Source organism: Shewanella sp. MTB7 (assembly GCF_027571385.1).
Classification (GTDB): Bacteria; Pseudomonadota; Gammaproteobacteria; order Enterobacterales; family Shewanellaceae; genus Shewanella.
Genome location: NZ_CP085636.1, coordinates 5,040,373 through 5,060,027, shown reverse-complemented (window position 1 = coordinate 5,060,027; position 19,655 = coordinate 5,040,373). Strand labels below are relative to the sequence as shown.

The 19,655-nt window shown below is 44.3% G+C and carries 12 protein-coding genes and 1 tRNA gene; 10 read left to right on the top strand and 3 right to left on the bottom strand.

What is annotated here, in order from left to right; genetic code table 11:
• Positions 1 to 188: 188 nt before the first annotated feature.
• The 9 genes from HWQ47_RS21990 to selB all read left to right on the top strand — a co-directional run bounded on the left by HWQ47_RS21990 (position 189) and on the right by selB (position 14,615).
• Positions 189 to 1,442, top strand: a complete 1,254-nt coding sequence (locus tag HWQ47_RS21990; protein WP_269968135.1) for a dicarboxylate/amino acid:cation symporter — start codon at positions 189 to 191, stop codon at positions 1,440 to 1,442.
• Positions 1,443 to 1,635: 193 nt separating this feature from the next.
• The gene (locus tag HWQ47_RS21985; protein WP_269968134.1) at positions 1,636 to 2,850 is read left to right on the top strand and encodes an urea ABC transporter substrate-binding protein; all 1,215 of its coding nucleotides are present in this window, start codon (positions 1,636 to 1,638) and stop codon (positions 2,848 to 2,850) included.
• Positions 2,847 to 4,913 (top strand): sensor histidine kinase, encoded by a 2,067-nt coding sequence (locus tag HWQ47_RS21980; protein WP_269968133.1) that lies wholly within the window; start codon positions 2,847 to 2,849, stop codon positions 4,911 to 4,913. The genes HWQ47_RS21985 and HWQ47_RS21980 overlap by 4 nt, the downstream gene beginning before the upstream one ends.
• Positions 4,914 to 5,597: 684 nt before the next feature.
• Positions 5,598 to 8,615, top strand: a complete 3,018-nt coding sequence (gene fdnG, locus HWQ47_RS21975; RefSeq protein WP_269968132.1) for a formate dehydrogenase-N subunit alpha — start codon at positions 5,598 to 5,600, stop codon at positions 8,613 to 8,615.
• Positions 8,616 to 8,617: 2 nt separating this feature from the next.
• Entirely contained in the window at positions 8,618 to 9,520 is a 903-nt protein-coding gene (gene fdxH / locus HWQ47_RS21970) for a formate dehydrogenase subunit beta (protein WP_269968131.1), read from the top strand.
• 5 nt (positions 9,521 to 9,525) lie between these two features.
• On the top strand, positions 9,526 to 10,170 hold the full coding sequence (locus HWQ47_RS21965) for a formate dehydrogenase subunit gamma (RefSeq protein WP_269968130.1): 645 nt from the start codon (positions 9,526 to 9,528) through the stop codon (positions 10,168 to 10,170).
• 2 nt (positions 10,171 to 10,172) lie between these two features.
• Positions 10,173 to 11,138, top strand: a complete 966-nt coding sequence (gene fdhE, locus HWQ47_RS21960; RefSeq protein WP_269968129.1) for a formate dehydrogenase accessory protein FdhE — start codon at positions 10,173 to 10,175, stop codon at positions 11,136 to 11,138.
• Between the two features lie 124 nt (positions 11,139 to 11,262).
• Positions 11,263 to 12,711 carry an L-seryl-tRNA(Sec) selenium transferase gene (gene selA, locus HWQ47_RS21955; protein WP_269968128.1) on the top strand — a complete coding sequence of 483 codons (1,449 nt, stop codon included), beginning with the start codon at positions 11,263 to 11,265 and terminating at the stop codon, positions 12,709 to 12,711.
• On the top strand, positions 12,708 to 14,615 hold the full coding sequence (gene selB / locus HWQ47_RS21950) for a selenocysteine-specific translation elongation factor (protein ID WP_269968127.1): 1,908 nt from the start codon (positions 12,708 to 12,710) through the stop codon (positions 14,613 to 14,615). Before selA ends, selB begins: the two co-directional genes overlap by 4 nt.
• Here the strand turns inward: selB and HWQ47_RS21945 are convergent.
• Positions 14,593 to 14,687 (bottom strand) — tRNA-Sec (locus HWQ47_RS21945). The two genes, selB and HWQ47_RS21945, sit on opposite strands and share 23 nt — an antisense overlap.
• Before the next feature lie 146 nt (positions 14,688 to 14,833).
• Between HWQ47_RS21945 and fdhD the strand changes: the two genes are divergently transcribed.
• Positions 14,834 to 15,697 carry a formate dehydrogenase accessory sulfurtransferase FdhD gene (fdhD, locus tag HWQ47_RS21940; RefSeq protein WP_269968126.1) on the top strand — a complete coding sequence of 288 codons (864 nt, stop codon included), beginning with the start codon at positions 14,834 to 14,836 and terminating at the stop codon, positions 15,695 to 15,697.
• 47 nt (positions 15,698 to 15,744) lie between these two features.
• Here fdhD and HWQ47_RS21935 read toward each other — a convergent pair whose 3' ends face one another.
• Both HWQ47_RS21935 and HWQ47_RS21930 read right to left on the bottom strand, forming a co-directional pair.
• A complete protein-coding gene (locus HWQ47_RS21935; protein ID WP_269968125.1) occupies positions 15,745 to 17,124 on the bottom strand; it encodes a sigma-54-dependent transcriptional regulator in 1,380 nt (459 codons plus the stop codon).
• Positions 17,125 to 19,176 carry an ATP-binding protein gene (locus HWQ47_RS21930; protein ID WP_269968124.1) on the bottom strand — a complete coding sequence of 684 codons (2,052 nt, stop codon included), beginning with the start codon at positions 19,174 to 19,176 and terminating at the stop codon, positions 17,125 to 17,127.
• Positions 19,177 to 19,655 lie beyond the last annotated feature (479 nt).

The following is a 19,655-nucleotide window of genomic DNA, read 5'->3' as shown; positions in this document are numbered from 1 at the left end:
GAAAGTGGCTTGGATTTAATTGTCATTGAAATTATCGCTAGCATGATTCACTATCGTTGCCAAAGTAGGGGGCTAACCTCCTCAGAAAGCATCAGTACCTAACTGACTAGATGCTGAACTCAGGCATGCAAAATAGACATGCTAATTTGAAGGCATGCAAAAAGACATGCTAATTTGAAGGCGGGAAAATGATAAAATCACTTTCAACAAGGATCTTTATAGGTCTATTCTCCGGATTAATTTTCGGTACCATCATTCAATATCTACTCGGCGATATTGGCTTCTTCTCCGGCACAATTGTCGAATTATCATCTGGTGTTGGCACCATGTTCATAAATATGATCATGATGTTAGTGGTTCCTTTGGTGTTTGTCAGTATCGTGTGTGGGATCTTAGAGCTTAAAGATTTAAAGAGTTTCGGCCGCTTAGGCGGGAAAACATTTGGGTTTTATATCATTAACACCATCGTTGCTATTTTTGCCGCCCTTGCGGTAGCCCTGCTGTTAGAGCCGGGTCGTGGTGTGGATATGACTGGCGGAGTGGGAGTTCAGATCACCGCAACAGAACTGCCTAACCTGATTGAGTTAATTGTTAATATCGTGCCGAGTAACCCCGTGTCTGCATTTACATCGGGCAATATGTTACAAGTTATCTTTATGGCTCTGTTAGTTGGTGGCGTGATTAAGTCTTTGGGTAAAGGCGTGCCTCTATTAACTCAGGGATTCCTCGAGGGTAATAAGTTGATGATGAAACTTATTACTGTCGTGATGCAACTTGCACCTATCGGCGTATTTGCCTTGATGCTTAAGTTAGGTGCAACCCTTGAAGCTGAGATTTTTGTTAGTGTACTCGAGTATGTATTTGTTATTTTAGGTCTGTTATTGACTTGGATATTTATTGTTTATCCAATGGCTGTAGGGATTTTTACATCGGTATCGGCGAAAGAGTTTCGTGCCAAGACTCGCGAACAGATTTTGTTTTCACTTTCAACTGCTAGCTCAAATGCTACGATTCCAGTAACGATGCGAACATTGACCGAAAAGTTAGGTGTGAAGCAGGCCGTTGCTGGTTTTGGTGTGCCGCTAGGAGCAACCATGAACATGGGTGGTGTCTCCATCTATATTACCATTGCCATCTTTTTTGTGGCCAACGCATTTGGTGCCCCTATCGCGATGGAACAACTCCCCACACTACTGTTTAGTATTTTTCTACTCTCAGTTGGTGCTGGTGGTGTTCCCGGAGGCGGTATGGTGATGATAGGTGTGCTTATTCATCAGATGGGTTTGCCTATTGAAGCCTTTGCCATTGTTGCAGCATTAGATAGATTGATCGATATGGTACTGACTTCATGTAATGTGGTTGGTGATACCGCGGTACTGACTATCGTTGACTCAACTGAGCATGATGAGTTTATTCTTGAAGGCGTCACAGCTAAAGCGTGATCACTTAAGTTGTTTTAACCAGATTCCAGAACAAGGCTGTTAAGTCATTAAAGCCCGTAGATATTCGCTACGGGCTTTTTTTGTTTAAAGTCTCCCGGTGATTTTTAATCATTAAATAGCTAAATTTCACTTATCTGCCAAAATTAACGAGTGAGTAAACCTCTTTATTTGATACTTGCTACTTGGAGATAGTGTGATAAAAAAAGTCCGCTTATTTATGAGCATCAGTTTATTATTTATCGGGTTATTTTTAGTATTACAGGCATGTGATACTAAGCAAGATACTAAGGTGAAGATCGGTATTTTGCACTCTATGACGGGCACTATGTCCTTTAGTGAACGAGATCTTGTTGATGTTATCTCTCTGGCTATTAAAGAAATTAATCTTGATGGAGGCTTGTTAGGTAAAAAGCTTGAACCTGTGTTGGCCGATGGTGCCTCTGATTGGAATAAGTTTGCTAATGAAGCGGAGCGATTAATCACAGAGGATAAAGTCGCGGTAATATTTGGTTGCTGGACGTCGAGCTGTCGTAAGTCGGTTAAACCTGTTATTGAAAGGCACCACCACCTAATGTTCTACCCTTTACAATATGAAGGACTAGAGCAGTCACCCAATATCATTTACACCGGCGCGACGCCAAATCAACAGATAATTCCAAGTATCCATTGGGCATTAGAAAATATCGGAGTGCGGGTTTATTTAGTGGGTTCAGATTATATCTTTCCCCGCGCCGCTAACATGATTATTAAAGATCAGCTTAAAAGCCGTGGTATTACTCCGTTAGGGGAAACCTATCTTCCGTTAGGATCATCAGACCTTGCTCAAACACTTAAAGAGATTGCTGCTCTTAAGCCTGATTTAGTGGTAAACACGATAAATGGTGATAGCAATATTGCTTTTTTTAAGGGCATGAATGCTATCAACAAGACTAAAGTACTTTCCTATAGCATTGGAGAGCCTGAAGTTAGGGCGATAGGGATTGATCTGTTGGAGGGACATTTTGCTGCTTGGAACTACTTTCAGAGTATTGATAGTGATGAAAATAGGCGTTTTATCAAGGCGTTTAAGCTTGAATTTGGGGCTGGCAGGGTGGTTAATGACCCGATGGAGGCGACCTATGTAGGGGTTAGGTTATGGGCTCAAGCGGTAAGATCGGCGGGCACTTTTGAACCATTAAGGATCAGAAGTACACTGGCAAATCAGAGTTTGAATGCACCTCATGGCGTCGTTTCTGTGGAGGCTGCAACCCAACATCTCTGGAAAACGGTGCGCATAGGTCAAGTGCGTGATGATGGTCAATTTGACATTGTTTGGTCCAGTGAATCTCCAATTAGGCCAAGTCCATTTCCTACTTATCATAACAAACAGGAGTGGCTTAAGCGTGTACGGGAGTTAAAGCTGAAATGAAACGATTTGGTCTGTCCAGCGTGCTTTTTTTCTGGTTACTTATCAGCATTATGGTGCCTACACTTTTGCTATCCACTCTGTATTTATCCTCCTTTAAAGCCACCTTATTAGCACAAGAACAAGAACACTTGTCGCAGTTTGCCGATAAAAAGGTCAAACAGGTGGAAGACTACATCAGTGAACGTATTGCCGATGTTTTTACTCTGTCTCAATCTACAGAGGTGATAGAAGTGTTTGAGCTGTTAATGGCTCTTTATCATGGGGGGGATAATCAACGAGCTGAATATATTGCGCTACTGGAAAAATACCGACATGTGTATCAGCAATATACCGATTATGGTTATTTAGATCTGCTTTTTATTAACCCTTCAGAAGAGGTGATATTCTCTTTAACCAGTCAACATGAGCTAGAAAAAAACCAAACAATAGAGCAACAATTTCACCCTGGATTATATGGGGTTATACAAAAAGCAAAATACTTCCTCGAGTCATCCTCATCGAGCTTCGAATACTCTTCAACATTGGAGCAAGCGACAGCTTTTATTGGAGCGCCAGTATTGATTGAAGGCAAGTTACTGGGAGTCATAGTGCTTCAGATCGATAGTCAGATTATTCAGCGAGTCACCTTAGATGTAAGTGGTAATCTTTCGAGTAGAGAAGTGGTGGTTGCCGCGAGGCAAGATGGATATTTTAGTTATCAGGCAAAGCTCAAATATGATCCTGAAGTTATTATCGGAGACTTGTACCCTGAGTTTGCGCTACCTAAGCCTCTTGCTAATGCGATATCAGGGCTTAGAGGCATTGTTTTCGCCCAAGATTACCGAGGGGAGAATGTGATTGCTGCTACTCGCTATATTCCATCAATGCAATGGGGAATGGTATTAAAAGAAGATCTAGCGGAGGTCATGAGTGCTTATCATGAACTATTAAGATTAAGTGTTTTCATCTTTTTTATGGTTATTATCTGCGTGCTAGTACTGGCTGGTTTATTAGGTCGCTGGTTAGCAAAACCCTTTGAATCAATGATTGAAATGACACAAGTGATCGCTTCAGGAACGACTGATAGTAGTATAACGCCCCAGGGAACAAAGGAGAGTTACCAGCTCGCATTAAGTTTTAATCAGATGTCACACTCCCTTGCTTTAGCAAGAGAGACCTTGGAGCAGAAGGTAGAGGAGCGGACGCGAGATTTGACTAATGAGATTTCACTGCGTGAGAGTAAAGAGTTCGCGTTAACTAAAAGTAATAAAGAGCTGAGCGAATCAATGCAGCAGTTGAAAAACATGCAGTCTCAGTTGATAGAGTCTGAAAAAATGGCTTCGTTAGGCGGGTTAGTTGCTGGTTTTGCTCACGAACTTAATACGCCAATTGGGATCGCAATTACAGCTTCCTCATTGTTTTCAAGGGAGTTGGTTATCTTAGAGCAGTATTACAAAAGCAATACATTAACTGAGGTTGTTTTTAATCAATATCTTAATGAGATCAAAGATACTTGTTTCTTACTCGATAAGAACCTTAAACGCACAGCTTCCCTTGTTAGTAATTTTAAACTCGTGGCGGTTGAGCAGACTAATCTTCATAAAGAGAAGTTTAATCTTTATGATCTAGTCGATTCATTATTGAAAAGTTTAACTCCTGAGACCAAAAAGTATCCGGTGGACATCATTAATGAGGTCCCCAATGACATCATTTTGAATTCTTACGCGGGTGATTTCTATCAACTGTTAACTAATTTAATTCTAAATGCGATGATCCATGCATTTGAGAGTATGGACAAAGGTAAGTTAACGATCAGTGCCTCAATGTGCCAATACAATTTAGTGTTGACTGTGGCTGATAATGGTAAGGGGATTTCGCAGAATGATTGTTGTTGTATCTTTGAGCCATTTTTTACGACTCGTCGAGGCTTAGGGGACAGTGGATTGGGTTTGAGTATTGTCTATAATATCGCAACACATAAACTCCACGGTAATATTCAAGTTAGTTCAATTTTAGGTCAAGGTGCTGAGTTTATTGTTACCTTGCCGATTGAAAATGAAAACAGCCCGGTCACTAATGATTAAGTCAATGTGATACCTCGGAGGAAAGTTATTTTGTAGAACCTTACTCTTTAAAGTTATCTATTTCCGGATTTCAAGTGCTCCTTCCTGTACATTTCCATTGGGTTTGGCTTCAAATCTCCCTCTTCAGCGCTATTTGCAATAAGCGCAGACAGTTTGTTTGTGTGTCATATTGTCTAAATCCCCGTATTTCCTATCGATAGAAAACTAAATCTATACGCTCGTTAATAGGCACTTTTTACCGTCTCATTTAATCAATATCTATGTAGGGCTCACCGTTAGGGCCGCAGTTCATCAATCGGATGTATTTTTATCTTGTTTGTTAGCATCATTTTAGGATAAACGTATGAGACATATTGTCCGCTTGATGTGGGTGATTTTGTCCCTATCTGTTAATCTTTATATTTTTGAATTTTAATGCTGTTATGTCGCTGAAATCTTACGATCTCAACTTAATTACGCTGTTTGGTTTGGGTTTTAGTTTGGTTTGTTCTGTTTGATTTGTTATGTGATCTTCAGCGTGTGTTATTAATTGTAAGTTTGGGCGACTTTAAAGATAATTCCTCGGCGTCCTAGTTAATGTTTAGCGTATAGCTTACAAGAGCGATGGATGACATAAATCAAATCTATGCTGGTATGAAATGAACGCAGCCAGAGTAGGATAAATATTAATTGTGTGAGGGTTATATGGACAGACGACAGTTTTTTAAACTGTGTGCCTGCGGAGCGACCACATCGGCGATATCAGCGTTGGGATTAATGCCCGGCACTGCGATGGCTGCGCCTCGTGAGTATAAGTTGTTGAAAGCAAAAGAAACCCGCAATAACTGCTGTTATTGCTCTGTGGGTTGTGGCTTGTTGATGTACAGCCATGGCAGTAACGGCAAAAATGCCGAAAAAGCGATTTTCCATATTGAAGGTGATGCGGATCATCCAGTTAACCGTGGTGCGTTATGCCCTAAAGGTGCTGGATTGGTGGACTATGTTAATAGCCCTAACCGTAATCATTTCCCTGAAGTTCGTGAAGCTGGCTCTAATGAGTGGAAACGCATTAGCTGGAATGAAGCATTTGGTCGTATCGCGCGTCTAATGAAAGACGATCGCGATGAAAACTTCATTGAAAAAAATAGTGATGGCACCACAGTAAACCGTTGGTTGACGACAGGCATGATGACCTCGTCTGCACAACCAAACGAGGGTGGATTTATCACTCATAAGTTTGCTCGTTCTCTTGGCCTAGTGGCTATCGATACTATTGCGCGTAACTGACATTCCCCAACGGTAGCAAGTCTTGCTCCAACATTTGGGCGCGGTGCCATGACCAACCACTGGATCGACATTAAGAACGCTAATGTCGTGGTGATCATGGGCGGTAATGCCGCTGAAGCACATCCTGTCGGTTTCGGCTGGGTAACAGAAGCTATGGAACACAACAACGCTAAGTTAGTGGTTGTCGATCCTCGCTTCACCCGTAGTGCAGCTTTGGCTGATTGTTATGCACCACTTCGTAGTGGTACAGATATCGCATTCCTTTTAGGTCTATGTCGATACCTCATTGAAACTAAGCAAGTTAACTATGAATATGTAAAAGCGTATACCAACGCAAGTTACATTATTCGTGAAGATTTCGAATTCAATGAAGGCCTATTTAGTGGTTTTGATGAGAAGAGTCGCACTTACGACAAGGATTCTTGGTACTACGAACTTGATGAAGATGGTTACGCTAAAGTCGATGAAAGCTATGAGCATCCTCGTTGTGTGTGGAATCTATTAAAGCATCATATTGCCCGTTATGATTTTGAAACCGTCAGTAATATTACCGGTACGCCTGTTGAAGATTACGAGAAAGTCTGCGCCTTAATTGGTAGCACTCACACTCATGACAGAGCGGCGACCTTTATGTATGCGTTGGGCTGGACCCATCATACTAAAGGCGCACAAAACATTCGTTCGATGGCGCTTGTGCAGTTACTGTTAGGTAATATCGGCGTATTGGGTGGTGGTGTTAACGCACTGCGCGGTCACTCAAACGTGCAGGGTGCAACCGACATGGGACTGCTATGCCAGAACCTGCCAGGTTACTTGAAACTGCCAAATGACAACGACACTGACTTAGCAACTTACCTCGATAACTACACGCCTAAGGCGTTGCGTCCGGGCCAAACTAACTATTGGTCTAATTATCCTAAGTTCTTTATCTCACAGATGAAGAGTTTCTGGGGCGAGAACGCAACAGCGGCCAATAGTTTTGGTTATGACTGGTTACCTAAGTGGGATATTCAGTACGACTTTACTAAACACATCGACATGATGTACCACGGCCAAGTGAACGGTTATTTTATCCAAGGGGTTAACGCGATTAACTCTATGCCAAACCGTAACAAGACGTTAGCTGCACTATGCAAGCTTAAGTACATGGTGGTGATGGATCCGCTAGCAACAGAGACTTCTGTTTTCTGGCAAAAAGCGGATGAGTTTAATGATGTTAAACCTAGCGAAATCCAGACTGAAGTGTTCCGCTTACCAACGACTTTATTTGCTGAAGAAGAAGGTTGTATTGTTAACTCGGGTCGCTGGATGCAGTGGCACTGGAAGGGCGCAAATGCACCGGGTGAGTCTAAGCCAGATGCCGAGATTTTATCGGGTATCTTGATGAAGCTTAGAGAGCTTTATAAAGAAGAAGGTGGTGTATTACCAGAGCCGATTAACGCGGTTAACTGGGACTATCACAATCCTTATTTCCCACATGGTGAGGAAGTGGCAAAAGAGCTTAACGGTATTGACCTTAAAACCGGCAAGCAGCTTGATAGCTTTAGCCAGTTAAAAGATGATGGTAGTACGGCTTGTGGTTGCTGGATCTATTCAGGTTCCTGGACTGAAGAAGGCAACATGATGGCGCGGCGCGATAACTCTGATACGTCAGGTAAAGGTATTACGCCGGGTTGGGCATTCTCTTGGCCAGCAAACCGTCGTGTGCTTTATAACCGCGCATCGTGTGATGTCGATGGTAAGCCTTGGGATCCAAATCGCGTCATTGTTGAGTGGACTAATGGTAAATGGCACGGCATCGACCAAGGCGACTTCAATATGAAGTTACCGCCAAAAGAGTCGGCGCATCCGTTCATCATGCAGCCAGAAGGTGTGGGTCGTTTCTTCGCGCTAAAAATGTTAGCAGAGGGGCCGTTCCCAGAGCATTACGAGCCAATGGAAACGCCAATCGGCACCAACCCATTGCACCCGAATGTCATCAGCAACCCTGCGGTACGTATGTTGCCGGGTGTGGCTGAGACTTTAGGTTCACATACCGAGTTTCCTTATGTGTGTACCACGTACTCGCTAACAGAGCACTTTAACTTCTGGACGATTCACTGTCGTTTAGCGGCTATCTCTATGCCTGAAACCTTCGTTGAGTTAGACGAAATTCTTGCGGCGAAGAAAGGTATCGCTAACGGAGATTGGGTCAGAGTCAGTTCTAAGCGCGGTAGTTTGTTAACTAAGGCATTAGTCACTAAGCGTCTGCAACCGCTTAAGGTGCATGGCCAGATGGTACACACAGTGGGCTTACCACGTCATGGTGGCCATAACGGTTTAACACGCAGAAGCTACAGCTGTAACGTACTGACCACTGAAGTGGGTGATGCTAATACACAAGTACCTGAATTTAAAGCATTCCTTGTGGATATCGCTAAGGCTGAGGGAGTTTAATCATGTCTGCTCAAGATATTATTTTAAGCTCTGGAACATCAGAGCTCACCCCTGCTGCGCAGGTACGACGTAAGTTAAGCAAAGTGGCTAAGTTGTTCGACGCCACTAAGTGTAACGGTTGTAAAGCTTGTCAGGTTTCATGTTCAGAGTGGAATGACCTTAGAGCCCCAGTTGGTAGCTTCCAGGGTTCTTACCAGAACCCAATGGACTTGTCTTCAGAGTGTTGGACACTGATGAAGTACCAAGAAGTGGAAGAGAACAACAAGCTAAATTGGCGATTCGCTCATAGCGCTTGTATGCATTGTGAAGACCCAGCGTGCTTAACAGCTTGTTCGACCAAAGGGGCAATCGTTCAACGTGCTAACGGCGTTGTGGATATTGACTCTGATAAATGTACCGGTTGTGGTTACTGTGTCACTGCGTGTCCATTTGATGTGCCTAGGCTCGATCCTATCGATCAAAAGGCTTACAAGTGCACCATGTGCTCAGATCGCATTCAAGTGGGTCAAGAGCCTGCATGCGTGAAGTCTTGTATCACCGGCGCACTGAAGTATGGCACCCGTGAAGACATGTTGTTTATTGCCGATCTTAGAATTAAAGAACTGCATAAGCGCGGCTTTACCAAGGCTGGACTGTATAACCCTGAAGGTGTGGGTGGTACTGGTATGGTCATGATTTTGCATGATATTGATCAGCCACAAAACTACGGTTTACCAGCCGATCCAAAAACGAGTGTGCCAATTAAGTTATGGCAAGACGTGGTTAAGCCATTAGGTGCGGTAGGTATTATTGCCACTGTGGCTGTGGCCTGTCTACATCGTATCACTGTGGGCCGCAATATCGTTGAAGAAGATGAGCCGGCTGCCTTTGATCACACTCACTCAGATAAGTCAGATAAGGAGTAACGCTCATGCATAAGCAGAATATGATTTTGCGCCATAAGTTGTTTGACCGCCTCTGTCACTGGTTTGTGGTTGCAACGGGTTTGGTGACATTCCTAACCGGCTTTGCTTTCTTCTTCCCTTCCTTTCAATGGCTGGGGTCGATAGCGGGTACACCACAAATGGCGCGCTTTGTTCATCCGATAGCTGGATTGATGATGTGCTTACCCTTGATGGTGATGCTGGTGCGTTATTACCACCATAATAAGTGGGAAAAGAATGACCTGACATGGATGTTAGCGATTAAGGATGTGATGTTCGAGAACGAGGACAAGATCCCCGCTATCGGTCACTATAACCCAGGTCAAAAAGTGCTGTTCCGTACATTCGTAGTGACCTCTATCGCGTTGACGGTAACAGGGATCATGATGTGGCAGCCGTACTTTGCCCCTTACTTTGACTCTATCGCAATCCAATGGGCTATTTTGATACATGCAGTATGTGCAGTGATCATGTTGATCTTTGTGATAGTGCATTTCTGGATGGCTACTTGGGTGGAAGGATCCGTTGCTGGCATGTTGTACGGCTATGTGTCGCGGGCTTGGTGCAAGAAGCATCACCCTAATATGCTAAACGATCCTGAATTAAAGACTACTAAGCAGGAAAAACACTAATTATGAGCACAGCAATACTCGACGCTGAAAAGATCCCCGGCCAGTCATTGGACATCAAAACCGTGATCCCAGCCAACCCAACAGCCGTTTATCAATTTAGAGCGCAGAGACTCGCTGAGTTAGCCCAAGACTCTGGCTTAACAGAATATTTTGGCTTGCTTGAACAACTCGTCAATGCTCAACAAAAGGTATCGGCATTTGATGGTGAAGCTGCAAAGAGCTGCTTTGGCCTTAAGCCAAGGTTAGATCTTACACACAGCCAGCCGATGGTACAGGAACACTTTGAGTGGGGAAATTATTGGCAGTCGGTATTGCTGGAACTCCTTAGTGAGCTAATGCCTAAAGTCAGTACAGAATTACATGTGGTGCTAAAGACGTTGGCTAGGGCTGACTCCAATGAGTTGCAAGGTTACGCTAAGTCGATGCTTGGTGGACATTTTGCCGAAGTACCAGCTCAGTACAGCCTGTTTATTTGGGCTGCTCTGTCGGTTTATTGGTCTCATTGGGCTGTTGATGTTGCTGAAGGGTTGGCTGCAACAGGTGAGTCCCATAGACGCTTATGCCCAGTTTGCGGCAGCCATCCAGTGGGGAGCGTGATCAAGGACGAACCTCGTACCGGTTTGCGTTACTTGCATTGCAGTCTATGTGAAACCCAGTGGCATGAAGTGCGTGCTGAATGCACTGCATGCGGTGAAAGCAAAGGGGTTAACCTCTGGGCAGAAACTGAAAGCAATGCTGCGATTCGTATTGAAAGCTGTGACACCTGCAAGGGGTACACCAAGATGTTCTTTACCGACATCAATCCCAAACTTGAAGTCGCAGTGGACGATTTAGCCACGATGGTGATGGACAACCATCTGGTTGATCATGGGTACAGCGCTACCACGGTAAACCCCTTGCTGCTGGCCCATGAACAGGAGCCTCAGCTAGAACTTGAACAACAGCCAAAAGTCGGTGATATCCACTAGGAACGTTACCGCTCTTGGCTAAGTTTACTGCAAACAATAGTCAGCAATACCAGGAGTCGCATCACTGTGCGACTCCTTTTTTAAACACAGTTCAACCCTATTAATATTAACTAGACGAAGACTTATGACTCAAGCTATCAACTCAACTCAAGCCCTTTACCGTTGTTTGCCTGCAATGGACAGCTTGCTGCTGATACCTCAAGTGATAGGTTTTACTGAACAACAAGGTAAAGCGTGGATTAAATCATTGTTGGTGCAGATGCTTAAAGATGCGCGCCACAATATTGCCAAGCATCAAAGTATGCCGAGTTGGTGTCAGCAGCCAAATGATATCGTCGCAGAACTTGAAAAGCGCATCGCATTGCAACAACGGCAAAGTATGAGTCCAGTGATTAACTTAACGGGCACCATTTTGCACACCAATCTGGGTCGCTCGCAGATGTGTGAAGCGGCAATCGATGCTGTCACCAATGTGATGCGTTATCCGGTGCCGCTTGAGTTTGATATGGGCCAAGGCAAACGTGGCCATAGAGATACGGCAATATCAGCATTGATCCATGAGTTAACCGGCGCTGAGGCTTGTTGCATCGTCAATAACAATGCCGCCGCCGTGTTATTAATGCTCGCTGCAACGGCCGCAGGTAAAGAGGTTATCGTGTCTCGTGGTGAGCTGGTGGAGATTGGTGGCGCGTTTCGTATTCCCGATATTATGGCCCAGGCCGGTTGTAAGCTGGTGGAAGTCGGCTGCACTAATCGCACTCACCTTAAAGATTACGCAGCGGCGATAACCGAGAACACCGCAGCGATTATGAAGGTGCACACCAGTAACTATCATATTAGTGGTTTTACTAAAGTGACTGAAGAGGCTGAGTTGGCAGCATTGTGTAAAGAGAAGGGCATTGCACTTATTTCCGATCTTGGCAGTGGCGCACTGACTGATTTATCACGTTTTGGCCTGTCAAAAGAGCCTATGCCACAGCAAATGCTCACCGATGGGGTTAACTTAGTCAGCTTTTCTGGTGATAAGTTACTTGGCGGTCCCCAAGCAGGCTTGGTTGTGGGTGATGCCGCGCTTATTGTTCAGCTGCAATCTCACCCGTTAAAACGGGCTTTGCGCTGCGATAAAATGACCCTAGCTGCGCTTGAAGCTACCTTGATGCAATACCGCAACCCCACGACATTAGACGTTCAATTACCCATCTTTAAAAAACTGTCTCGTCCACTCTCAGAGCTAGAGTGTTTAGCCCAGCAGTTAATATTAGCTTGCCGTGACTTCACCTTGTTATTCGAAGTGTCAGTACAAGCCTGTCAAACACAAGTGGGTAGCGGTTCTCAACCTGATGTATTGCTGGATTCATTATCACTGTGTTTCAGCCCTAAACCCGAGAGTCCATTGAGCTTATTGCAACTGGATAATCTGTTTAAGGCGGCAAGTATGCCCATCATTGGCCGCTTGGCGAGCAATCGACTCTGGTTGGATTTGCGTGGTAGCGATAATGACGAGCTGCTAGCTCAGGTATTGGCACAGATCGGCAAGGCTATCGCAGCTCAGCAACCTGGAGTGAACCTATGATTATCGTCACTGCTGGTCATGTTGACCACGGCAAAACCAGCTTAATCGAGGCGCTTACCGGCACCAATGCCGATCGCTTACCGGAAGAGAAGCAGCGTGGCATGACCATCGAGCTTGGTTATGCCTTTATGGATCTTGGCGACAATCAACGTTTAGCCTTTGTGGATGTACCGGGTCACAGTAAATTTATCAATACCATGCTGGCTGGGGTTAGCAGTGCCAAACATGCCTTGCTTATTATTGCCTGTGATGATGGCGTTATGCCACAAACGAGCGAGCATCTGGCCATTTTGCAACTGCTCAATCTTGAACACTTAATCGTGGTACTGACTAAGCAAGATAAAGTGGACAGTGCACGGGTTGAAGCCGTTAAGTTACAAGTGACTGAGTTGTTAGCCCAGTATCAAAGGTGCAGTCCTGTGTATGTGGTGTCGGCGCAGACAGGCTTGGGTATTAGCGAGCTTAATATCGCCATAAAGCATCTGGCACAAACCCAGATACATGAACTTAATCAGTCAAGTGTACAAACAGGCTTTCGAATGGCCATTGATAGAGTGTTTAGCGTTAAAGGCGCTGGCCTTGTGGTGACTGGCACGGTTATCAGTGGTCAAGTGAGCAGGGGGCAGAGCCTCTATCTTTCTGGGCAAAATAAAGCGGTAAAAGTCAGAAGCTTACACAGCCAAGGCCGAGTGAGTGAACATGCTTATAGTTGCCAGCGGGTTGCGCTTAACTTAACGGGTGTTGATCAGCACCGCGGCGCAATGCGCGGCGATTGGTTAACCGCACTTGCACCATTAGTTCCGCCTAAGGTGATATGTGGTGTATTTGAATCTTGCTTGCCGTTTAAACATTGGCAAAACGTTCAAGTTCATTTAGGCAATAGCCATACCACCGCACGCCTTGGTTTATTACAACTGTTGCCCGATAACCAAGCGTTAGTTGAGCTGCAGTGTGAACAAGCGCTGTCGTGTGTAGAGCAAGATCGCATTATTGTGCGTGATGCAGCGGCTAAAAGCACGCTAGGGGCATTACGAGTACTGGATATTGCTCCACCTAACCGAGGTAAACGCAGTCCTGAACGATTGGCACTGTTAAGTGAGCTTAAAGAGTGTACGAGTCTTGTTGCAAGTTTACAGGTGCAAACTTTAACTCACTGTGTACTAAGGTCAGCGTTTATGTGGGCCAATCAATTGAGCTGCCAAAGTGACATCTTAGTGAAAGCTAGTGCCATAATTGAGGTGGACGGTTACTTACTCTCTACAGTGCTCCGCGAACAGATTGAACAGCAACTGTTAACGCTCGTGAGCGAATATCATCAGGCATCGCCAGAGCTTTTAGGTTTAACCATTAATCGTTTACAGCGTATGACCCACGGCCAATACCCGTTAGCGGTATTAATGCACGCTTGCGATAACTTGTGCCTAGATAATAGGCTGAATAGCACCAGAGGCTTAGTGCATCTGCCCCAGCATAATCTAGCGCTTTCAAATGATGAACAATTGCAATGGCAACTGATTAAGCAGCAGATGCTAACAGCTGGTGGACCCCTGTGGTCATCGGATCTGGCTCAGCAGAATAATTTGGACCTTGCTGTTGTGCGACCACTTTGTCGCAAACTCATTCAACTGGGTTATATATCGGCGATTATTAAGGATCGTTATGTACTTACAGCACGTCTTTATTTCTATGCCAATGTTATTCGAGATCAAATAAAGACCCATGGTGAAGTAAAAACCGCTGATTTTAATTCGATTATTAAATTAGGCAGAAAGGCCAGTATCCAACTTTTAGAGTTCTATGACCGCAGTGGATTAACTTGGAGAAAGCAAAAGGATAACTCAAGAGTTATACGAGATAGCAGTGTTTTTATAGCAAGTGATTTGGCGGAAGAACATAGGAGTTGAACCTACCCGGGACTGCTGGCAGCCCCACCTGGATTTGAAGTCCAGACGTTTCACCGGAAACGACGTTCTTCCATATCACTTGGGCGGATAATAGATGCTTTTATATTGCTAAACAATATCAAGCGATTTGTATATTTATAAAATGTGAGTCCGACAGTCAGTTTTCGATTTTGATGACGATAAGTGGGACATTATTTACCATAAAATGGAATATCACTATGATGGAACTTGTGTGCGGTCCCAATAACATTACCGAACAGGTTGAAGTAACGTGCTTTCGCAATGATAGAAAACAAACCTTGATAGAAACCGTGGCAACAGAGGTGAGAGTTGCTCTGATTTACAATGGTATTTCTCATGTGGTGATGATGGCCAGTCCAACGGCTTTGAAGGAGTTTGCCATTGGCTTTAGTTTGTCTGAATCTATCATTAAAAATGCACAAGATATTCGCGCCATTGAGGTTGAGCAAATTGAGACTGGGATCTTGATACACATAGAGATTAGCCAGCGTTGTTTTATGCAGCTGAAACAGCATAGACGCAGTCTTGCTGGGCGAACTGGCTGTGGGATCTGTGGGGTTGAACAAATTGAGCAAACCGTTAAACCTACGGTAAAAGTGACTGGGAAAAAACAGTTTGATTTAACCTACTTAAAGAGGGCATTAGCAAACTTACATAAATACCAGCAGACCTTTAACTTGACTGGCGCGACACATGCCGCCGCCATGTTGTCAGCAGAAGGTGAGATCACTTCTTGTTTTGAGGATGTAGGTCGTCACGTTGCCTTAGATAAACTAATCGGCCATATATCGACCGATAAATCATCTGTTCAAACCGCTTTATTACTTACCAGTAGAGCCAGTTTTGAGATGGTACAGAAAGCCGCTGTTGCAAATATTAGTATTGTGTTTGCTATCTCTTCGGCGACCTCTTTAGCCATCGAAATTGCCCATAAATCGAATATCACCCTAGTTGGCTTTTGTCGTGAAAATAGGGTGACCATATATACCCACCCGCAACGACTATTTCTCGGAAATGAACAGCTCACCACTGATGAACATAGCCAATTTTCCGTTATGTGAAATGGGTTCCTCCATAAAATGCAGAGTTATTATAAAAATAATATCTCCTACTGACCTTTAAGGCGACGACTCAACGCACTTTGGCTTATCCCCAGCATCTGAGCGGCCGCTGTTTGGTTGCTGGCAGCACGGCTCATAGCCTCGTTAATTAGTGCGTTACTCATTTGAGCAAGGGTTGGTAGTTTCTTGGGAAATACCATCTTGCTCTTTGTCGTCGCAGTGGTATTTTTCTGCTCATTAATCGCTTCCATAAAAGGAGTTGTGTTCAGTTGTATGCCGTTACTGCGGCTAACACTATCAAATACCATCCCCTTTAATTCATGCAGATTCCCTGGAAAACTATAACCTTCCAATTGATGAGCTAAATGACTCGGCTGTTGAGGGCTTTCGAGTCCCATCTCTTGTGCCGCCAATGCAATAAAGTGATTGATCAACATCGACAGATCCAGTTTTCTCTCTCTTAAAGGGGGCAACTTTATTTTATGGGATTGCAGTCTGTAGAGGAGATCGCTGCGGAATTTTCCCGCAATATTAAGGGCGAGAAGATCGTCTTGGCTTGAGGTGATTATTTTACATTTTACCGGGTAGGGGCGATCGCTGCCTATGGGGTAGTACTGTTTATGTTCGATAACATCGACCAATTTCGCCTGAGCTTCCAGTGGTAACTCACCGATCTCATTGAGGTAGAGTAAGCCGTTGCCCACTTGGTGTAATACCCCAGCCTGAGCGGATATTTGACCATCATCTTGGGTGTGGATTTGGCCAAATAGCTGCAGTTCAAATGCTTGAGTGCTGATACCTGTCAGGTTCACATTGGTGAAAGGGGCATCGCGGCAGCAAAGCTGATGACAAGACTTGGCAAATTCATCTTTGCCAGTACCGCTCTCTCCCTGGATAAGAATAGGTTCAGGGCTTAGGGCAACCGCCTCGAGATAGCGGAATTGGTCGAGCAAGGCGGGTTCGCAAGTTAAGATGTTATTGAAGGCCTCAGGTTGGCTTAGGGTGCGGCTCAAGAATCGCTCTTTTATCCTTAAGTAGTTACGCTCAAGGCCGACGACCTCAAGGGCTCTTCGAACTGTTCTCGCTAAGTCGTCGACCTTGTCCGTTTTGATAAAGTAATCATAGGCGCCATTTTTGATGCAGCGCACGGCAGTATCGACCTCATTAACTCCTGTGACTATGATGACCCGAGTCTTAGGAAAGTCTGCGCGGATCATCTCCAGTAAAGTTTCTCCAGAGTGAAATGGCATGGTTAGATCGAGCAGGACTAAGGCGTAATCATCGACAGACAGTCGGTTGATAACCTGTCTGCTGTCGACGCAGGTATCGATATGAGCTTCAGGTACGAGACGGTTTAAGGTGAGGGCTAAAGTTCTTAGCCATGCAGCTTCATCGTCTACTAATAAAATATTTCTGGCTAACTTCATCTAGTTGTACCTAATCTTATGCTCTGTTTCAAGGTCTGGTTTTTTACCTTCAATAGGTGCGGGTGATAATGGGAAGATTAATTTGATTTGAGTCCCAATGCCTAGACGTGAACTAATCTGCATTTCACCATGGTGTTCTTTGATGATCCGACTGCAGACGGAGAGGCCTAAACCTGTCCCACCACAGGATCGTCTAGTGGTAAAAAAAGGTTCCGTAATGCGCTTCAATGTTGCGCTATCCATACCCGTTCCTGTGTCTGTAATGGTTAAGCAGGCGGTGTTAGCCAAGGTACTAGTTTCGATAGTGATGAGACTAGTATTCATATCTGATGTGGACTGCGATGCATGACAAGCATTTTGAATCAAGTTGATTAGCACTTGTTGAAGTTGCTGAGCATCCCCAAGTAATTCAGGTGCGGGCTCCTGCAGATGACATTCTACTTGGAATAGCTTTAGCTGGTTTGCGGTTAATCTAAGGGAAACCATGACGACTTCATTGAGCTTAAATCTTTGATATTCGCTGGCAATATTGGGTCTTGCATAACATTTCAGATCGTTAACGATACGACTTATACGGTTGGCACCGTCATCAATTGTCGAGCAGCTCATCTCTAGCTCGCTGATGGCGTGCTGGGGATCTAGCCCCGCCACAGACCAAAATGGATTTTGCTGCATATAGTATTGTGCTGCAGGTTTTAGATCATTAATGGCATGGTTTAAGAATGCGATTGAGTGGATGATAAGTCCGGTTGGGTTATTGATCTCGTGGGCAACACCTGCTGATAACTCACCCAATGAGGCCAGACGGCTCGCTTCATTGTTTGCTTGCCTTAAGGCTTGTTGCTCTGTGGCTTCCTCTAAGAGGATAACGGCTTGATCATCATCGATAGGATGGATCTGTAGTTGCCAAAATTGGTTGTGGTAACTCATGTCTGCGGTTAGAGATTTTTGCTCGTCTAATACTTCAATTAACGTGGTTTTGAGTTGAAAAGTTTGACCATGGGTGAAGTGGAAATCGGGACTTTGCAACAGTTGATTATTCTTGTCATTGCTCCATAAACACTCACATTCTCGATTGTATAAGGTGACGCCATGTGGGATACCGTTGAGTACTGACTGAAACTGTTGCGACAGTTTTAGTATTTGGCTTTCAACTTGTAGACGTTGATTCAGCTCCACTTTTAGTGACTGAGTACGTTTCTTAAGACTTCTACTGATATAAACCGTGAGTATGGTTCCTAACGCAGAGATGATACTGATTAAAGTCGCTAGCCATAGCATCTTATGCTGAGTAGAGGTCAAGTCGACCTTTTCCCGTCCAGTACCAAACCACTCATTGACGAGTGTGTCGTATTCGCCAGACAGTTTTAGCTGCCTTAATGCATCATTAATTTGTGCCATTAATGGGGCATTCTTGCTGTTAGTGACAAAGTTAAATGCACCATATATTAGTGGGTCACTCGAGCTTCTGATTGAGGGGTAAAATGGCAATAATCGCCGAGCGACAAAATTCTCCGCCAGTACGACATCGACCTCTCCTTTTATGAGCAGTTGGAAACCTGTTTCATACAAGTCGACATCCACTCGCTCAAACTCCTGCTCTTGATCTGATAGATAAACGTCAACAAAAGCACCTTTTTTGATGGCAACACGCTTGCCAATCAGGTCATGCCAGCTATCGATAAATCCTTTACCTTGTAAGGTGTAGGCTTTGGCGTGAGTGGCATAGATTGGATCTGATTGGCTCAGTTTTCTGTCGATGGAGACCGGGCTGACAATGGCTATTACATCAATGTCACTATCAGGAGCATGGACATCTGTTAGCAACTGCTGAAAGGTTTTGCGCCTAATAAGGATCCTCGATCCGCAAAGTTGGCCGATACGATTCATCAGTTCAACATTAAAGCCTTGATCGACACCATTGCTACGCCACTCAAGAGGCGCTGTTTTGGAGTGAACACCAAAGGTGATGCTTTTTTGAGGCTGAGTTTCAGCCTGAGCTAATAAAGAGGTGAAGCTCACACAAAAAAGTAAAAAAGATAAATATTTCATGGTGAGATTTTACCAAGTCTCTATAGGAGGAAATGTGTTATCTGACGCAAATCCATATATTTACTTTTCTCGTATTGTACTCTGACAAGGATTTCTTCACCTTAATAAGGTCTATTATACCAATCAGTATAAGAAGTTGATCTACTCAGAGTGTTTTTTGGCAAACTAATTCAAGGCGAATGGATGACATAATGGTTGTTCCCTTATGAGTTCATTCAACGCAGAAGTAGGCAGCCAAAAACACTCCTTACAGGCGAGTTTTAGCGGTTCTGATGCTGTGTTAACGAGCTTAACCGTAGAATAACTATGCTCTTCACTCGCTGCCTTGCCTCAGGACCGCTAAACTCTCGCTGAGCGATCAAATCTTTATACTGATTGGTATTAGCCCTCTTTTTCCTCTATAGCAGATGTTTTGTGATCTACCTCTTTAGGGGGGATGCATAATTGCATATTGGCCAGTTTATTGATGCACTTTTGCA

Coding starts and splice junctions, on each gene's coding strand:
- HWQ47_RS21990 (WP_269968135.1), top strand. CDS start 189: ATGATAAAATCACTTTCAACAAGGATCTTTATAGGTCTATTCTCCGGA.
- HWQ47_RS21980 (WP_269968133.1), top strand. CDS start 2,847: ATGAAACGATTTGGTCTGTCCAGCGTGCTTTTTTTCTGGTTACTTATC.
- fdxH (WP_269968131.1), top strand. CDS start 8,618: ATGTCTGCTCAAGATATTATTTTAAGCTCTGGAACATCAGAGCTCACC.
- HWQ47_RS21965 (WP_269968130.1), top strand. CDS start 9,526: ATGCATAAGCAGAATATGATTTTGCGCCATAAGTTGTTTGACCGCCTC.
- fdhE (WP_269968129.1), top strand. CDS start 10,173: ATGAGCACAGCAATACTCGACGCTGAAAAGATCCCCGGCCAGTCATTG.
- selA (WP_269968128.1), top strand. CDS start 11,263: ATGACTCAAGCTATCAACTCAACTCAAGCCCTTTACCGTTGTTTGCCT.
- selB (WP_269968127.1), top strand. CDS start 12,708: ATGATTATCGTCACTGCTGGTCATGTTGACCACGGCAAAACCAGCTTA.
- fdhD (WP_269968126.1), top strand. CDS start 14,834: ATGATGGAACTTGTGTGCGGTCCCAATAACATTACCGAACAGGTTGAA.
- HWQ47_RS21935 (WP_269968125.1), bottom strand. CDS start 17,124: ATGAAGTTAGCCAGAAATATTTTATTAGTAGACGATGAAGCTGCATGG.
- HWQ47_RS21930 (WP_269968124.1), bottom strand. CDS start 19,176: ATGAAATATTTATCTTTTTTACTTTTTTGTGTGAGCTTCACCTCTTTA.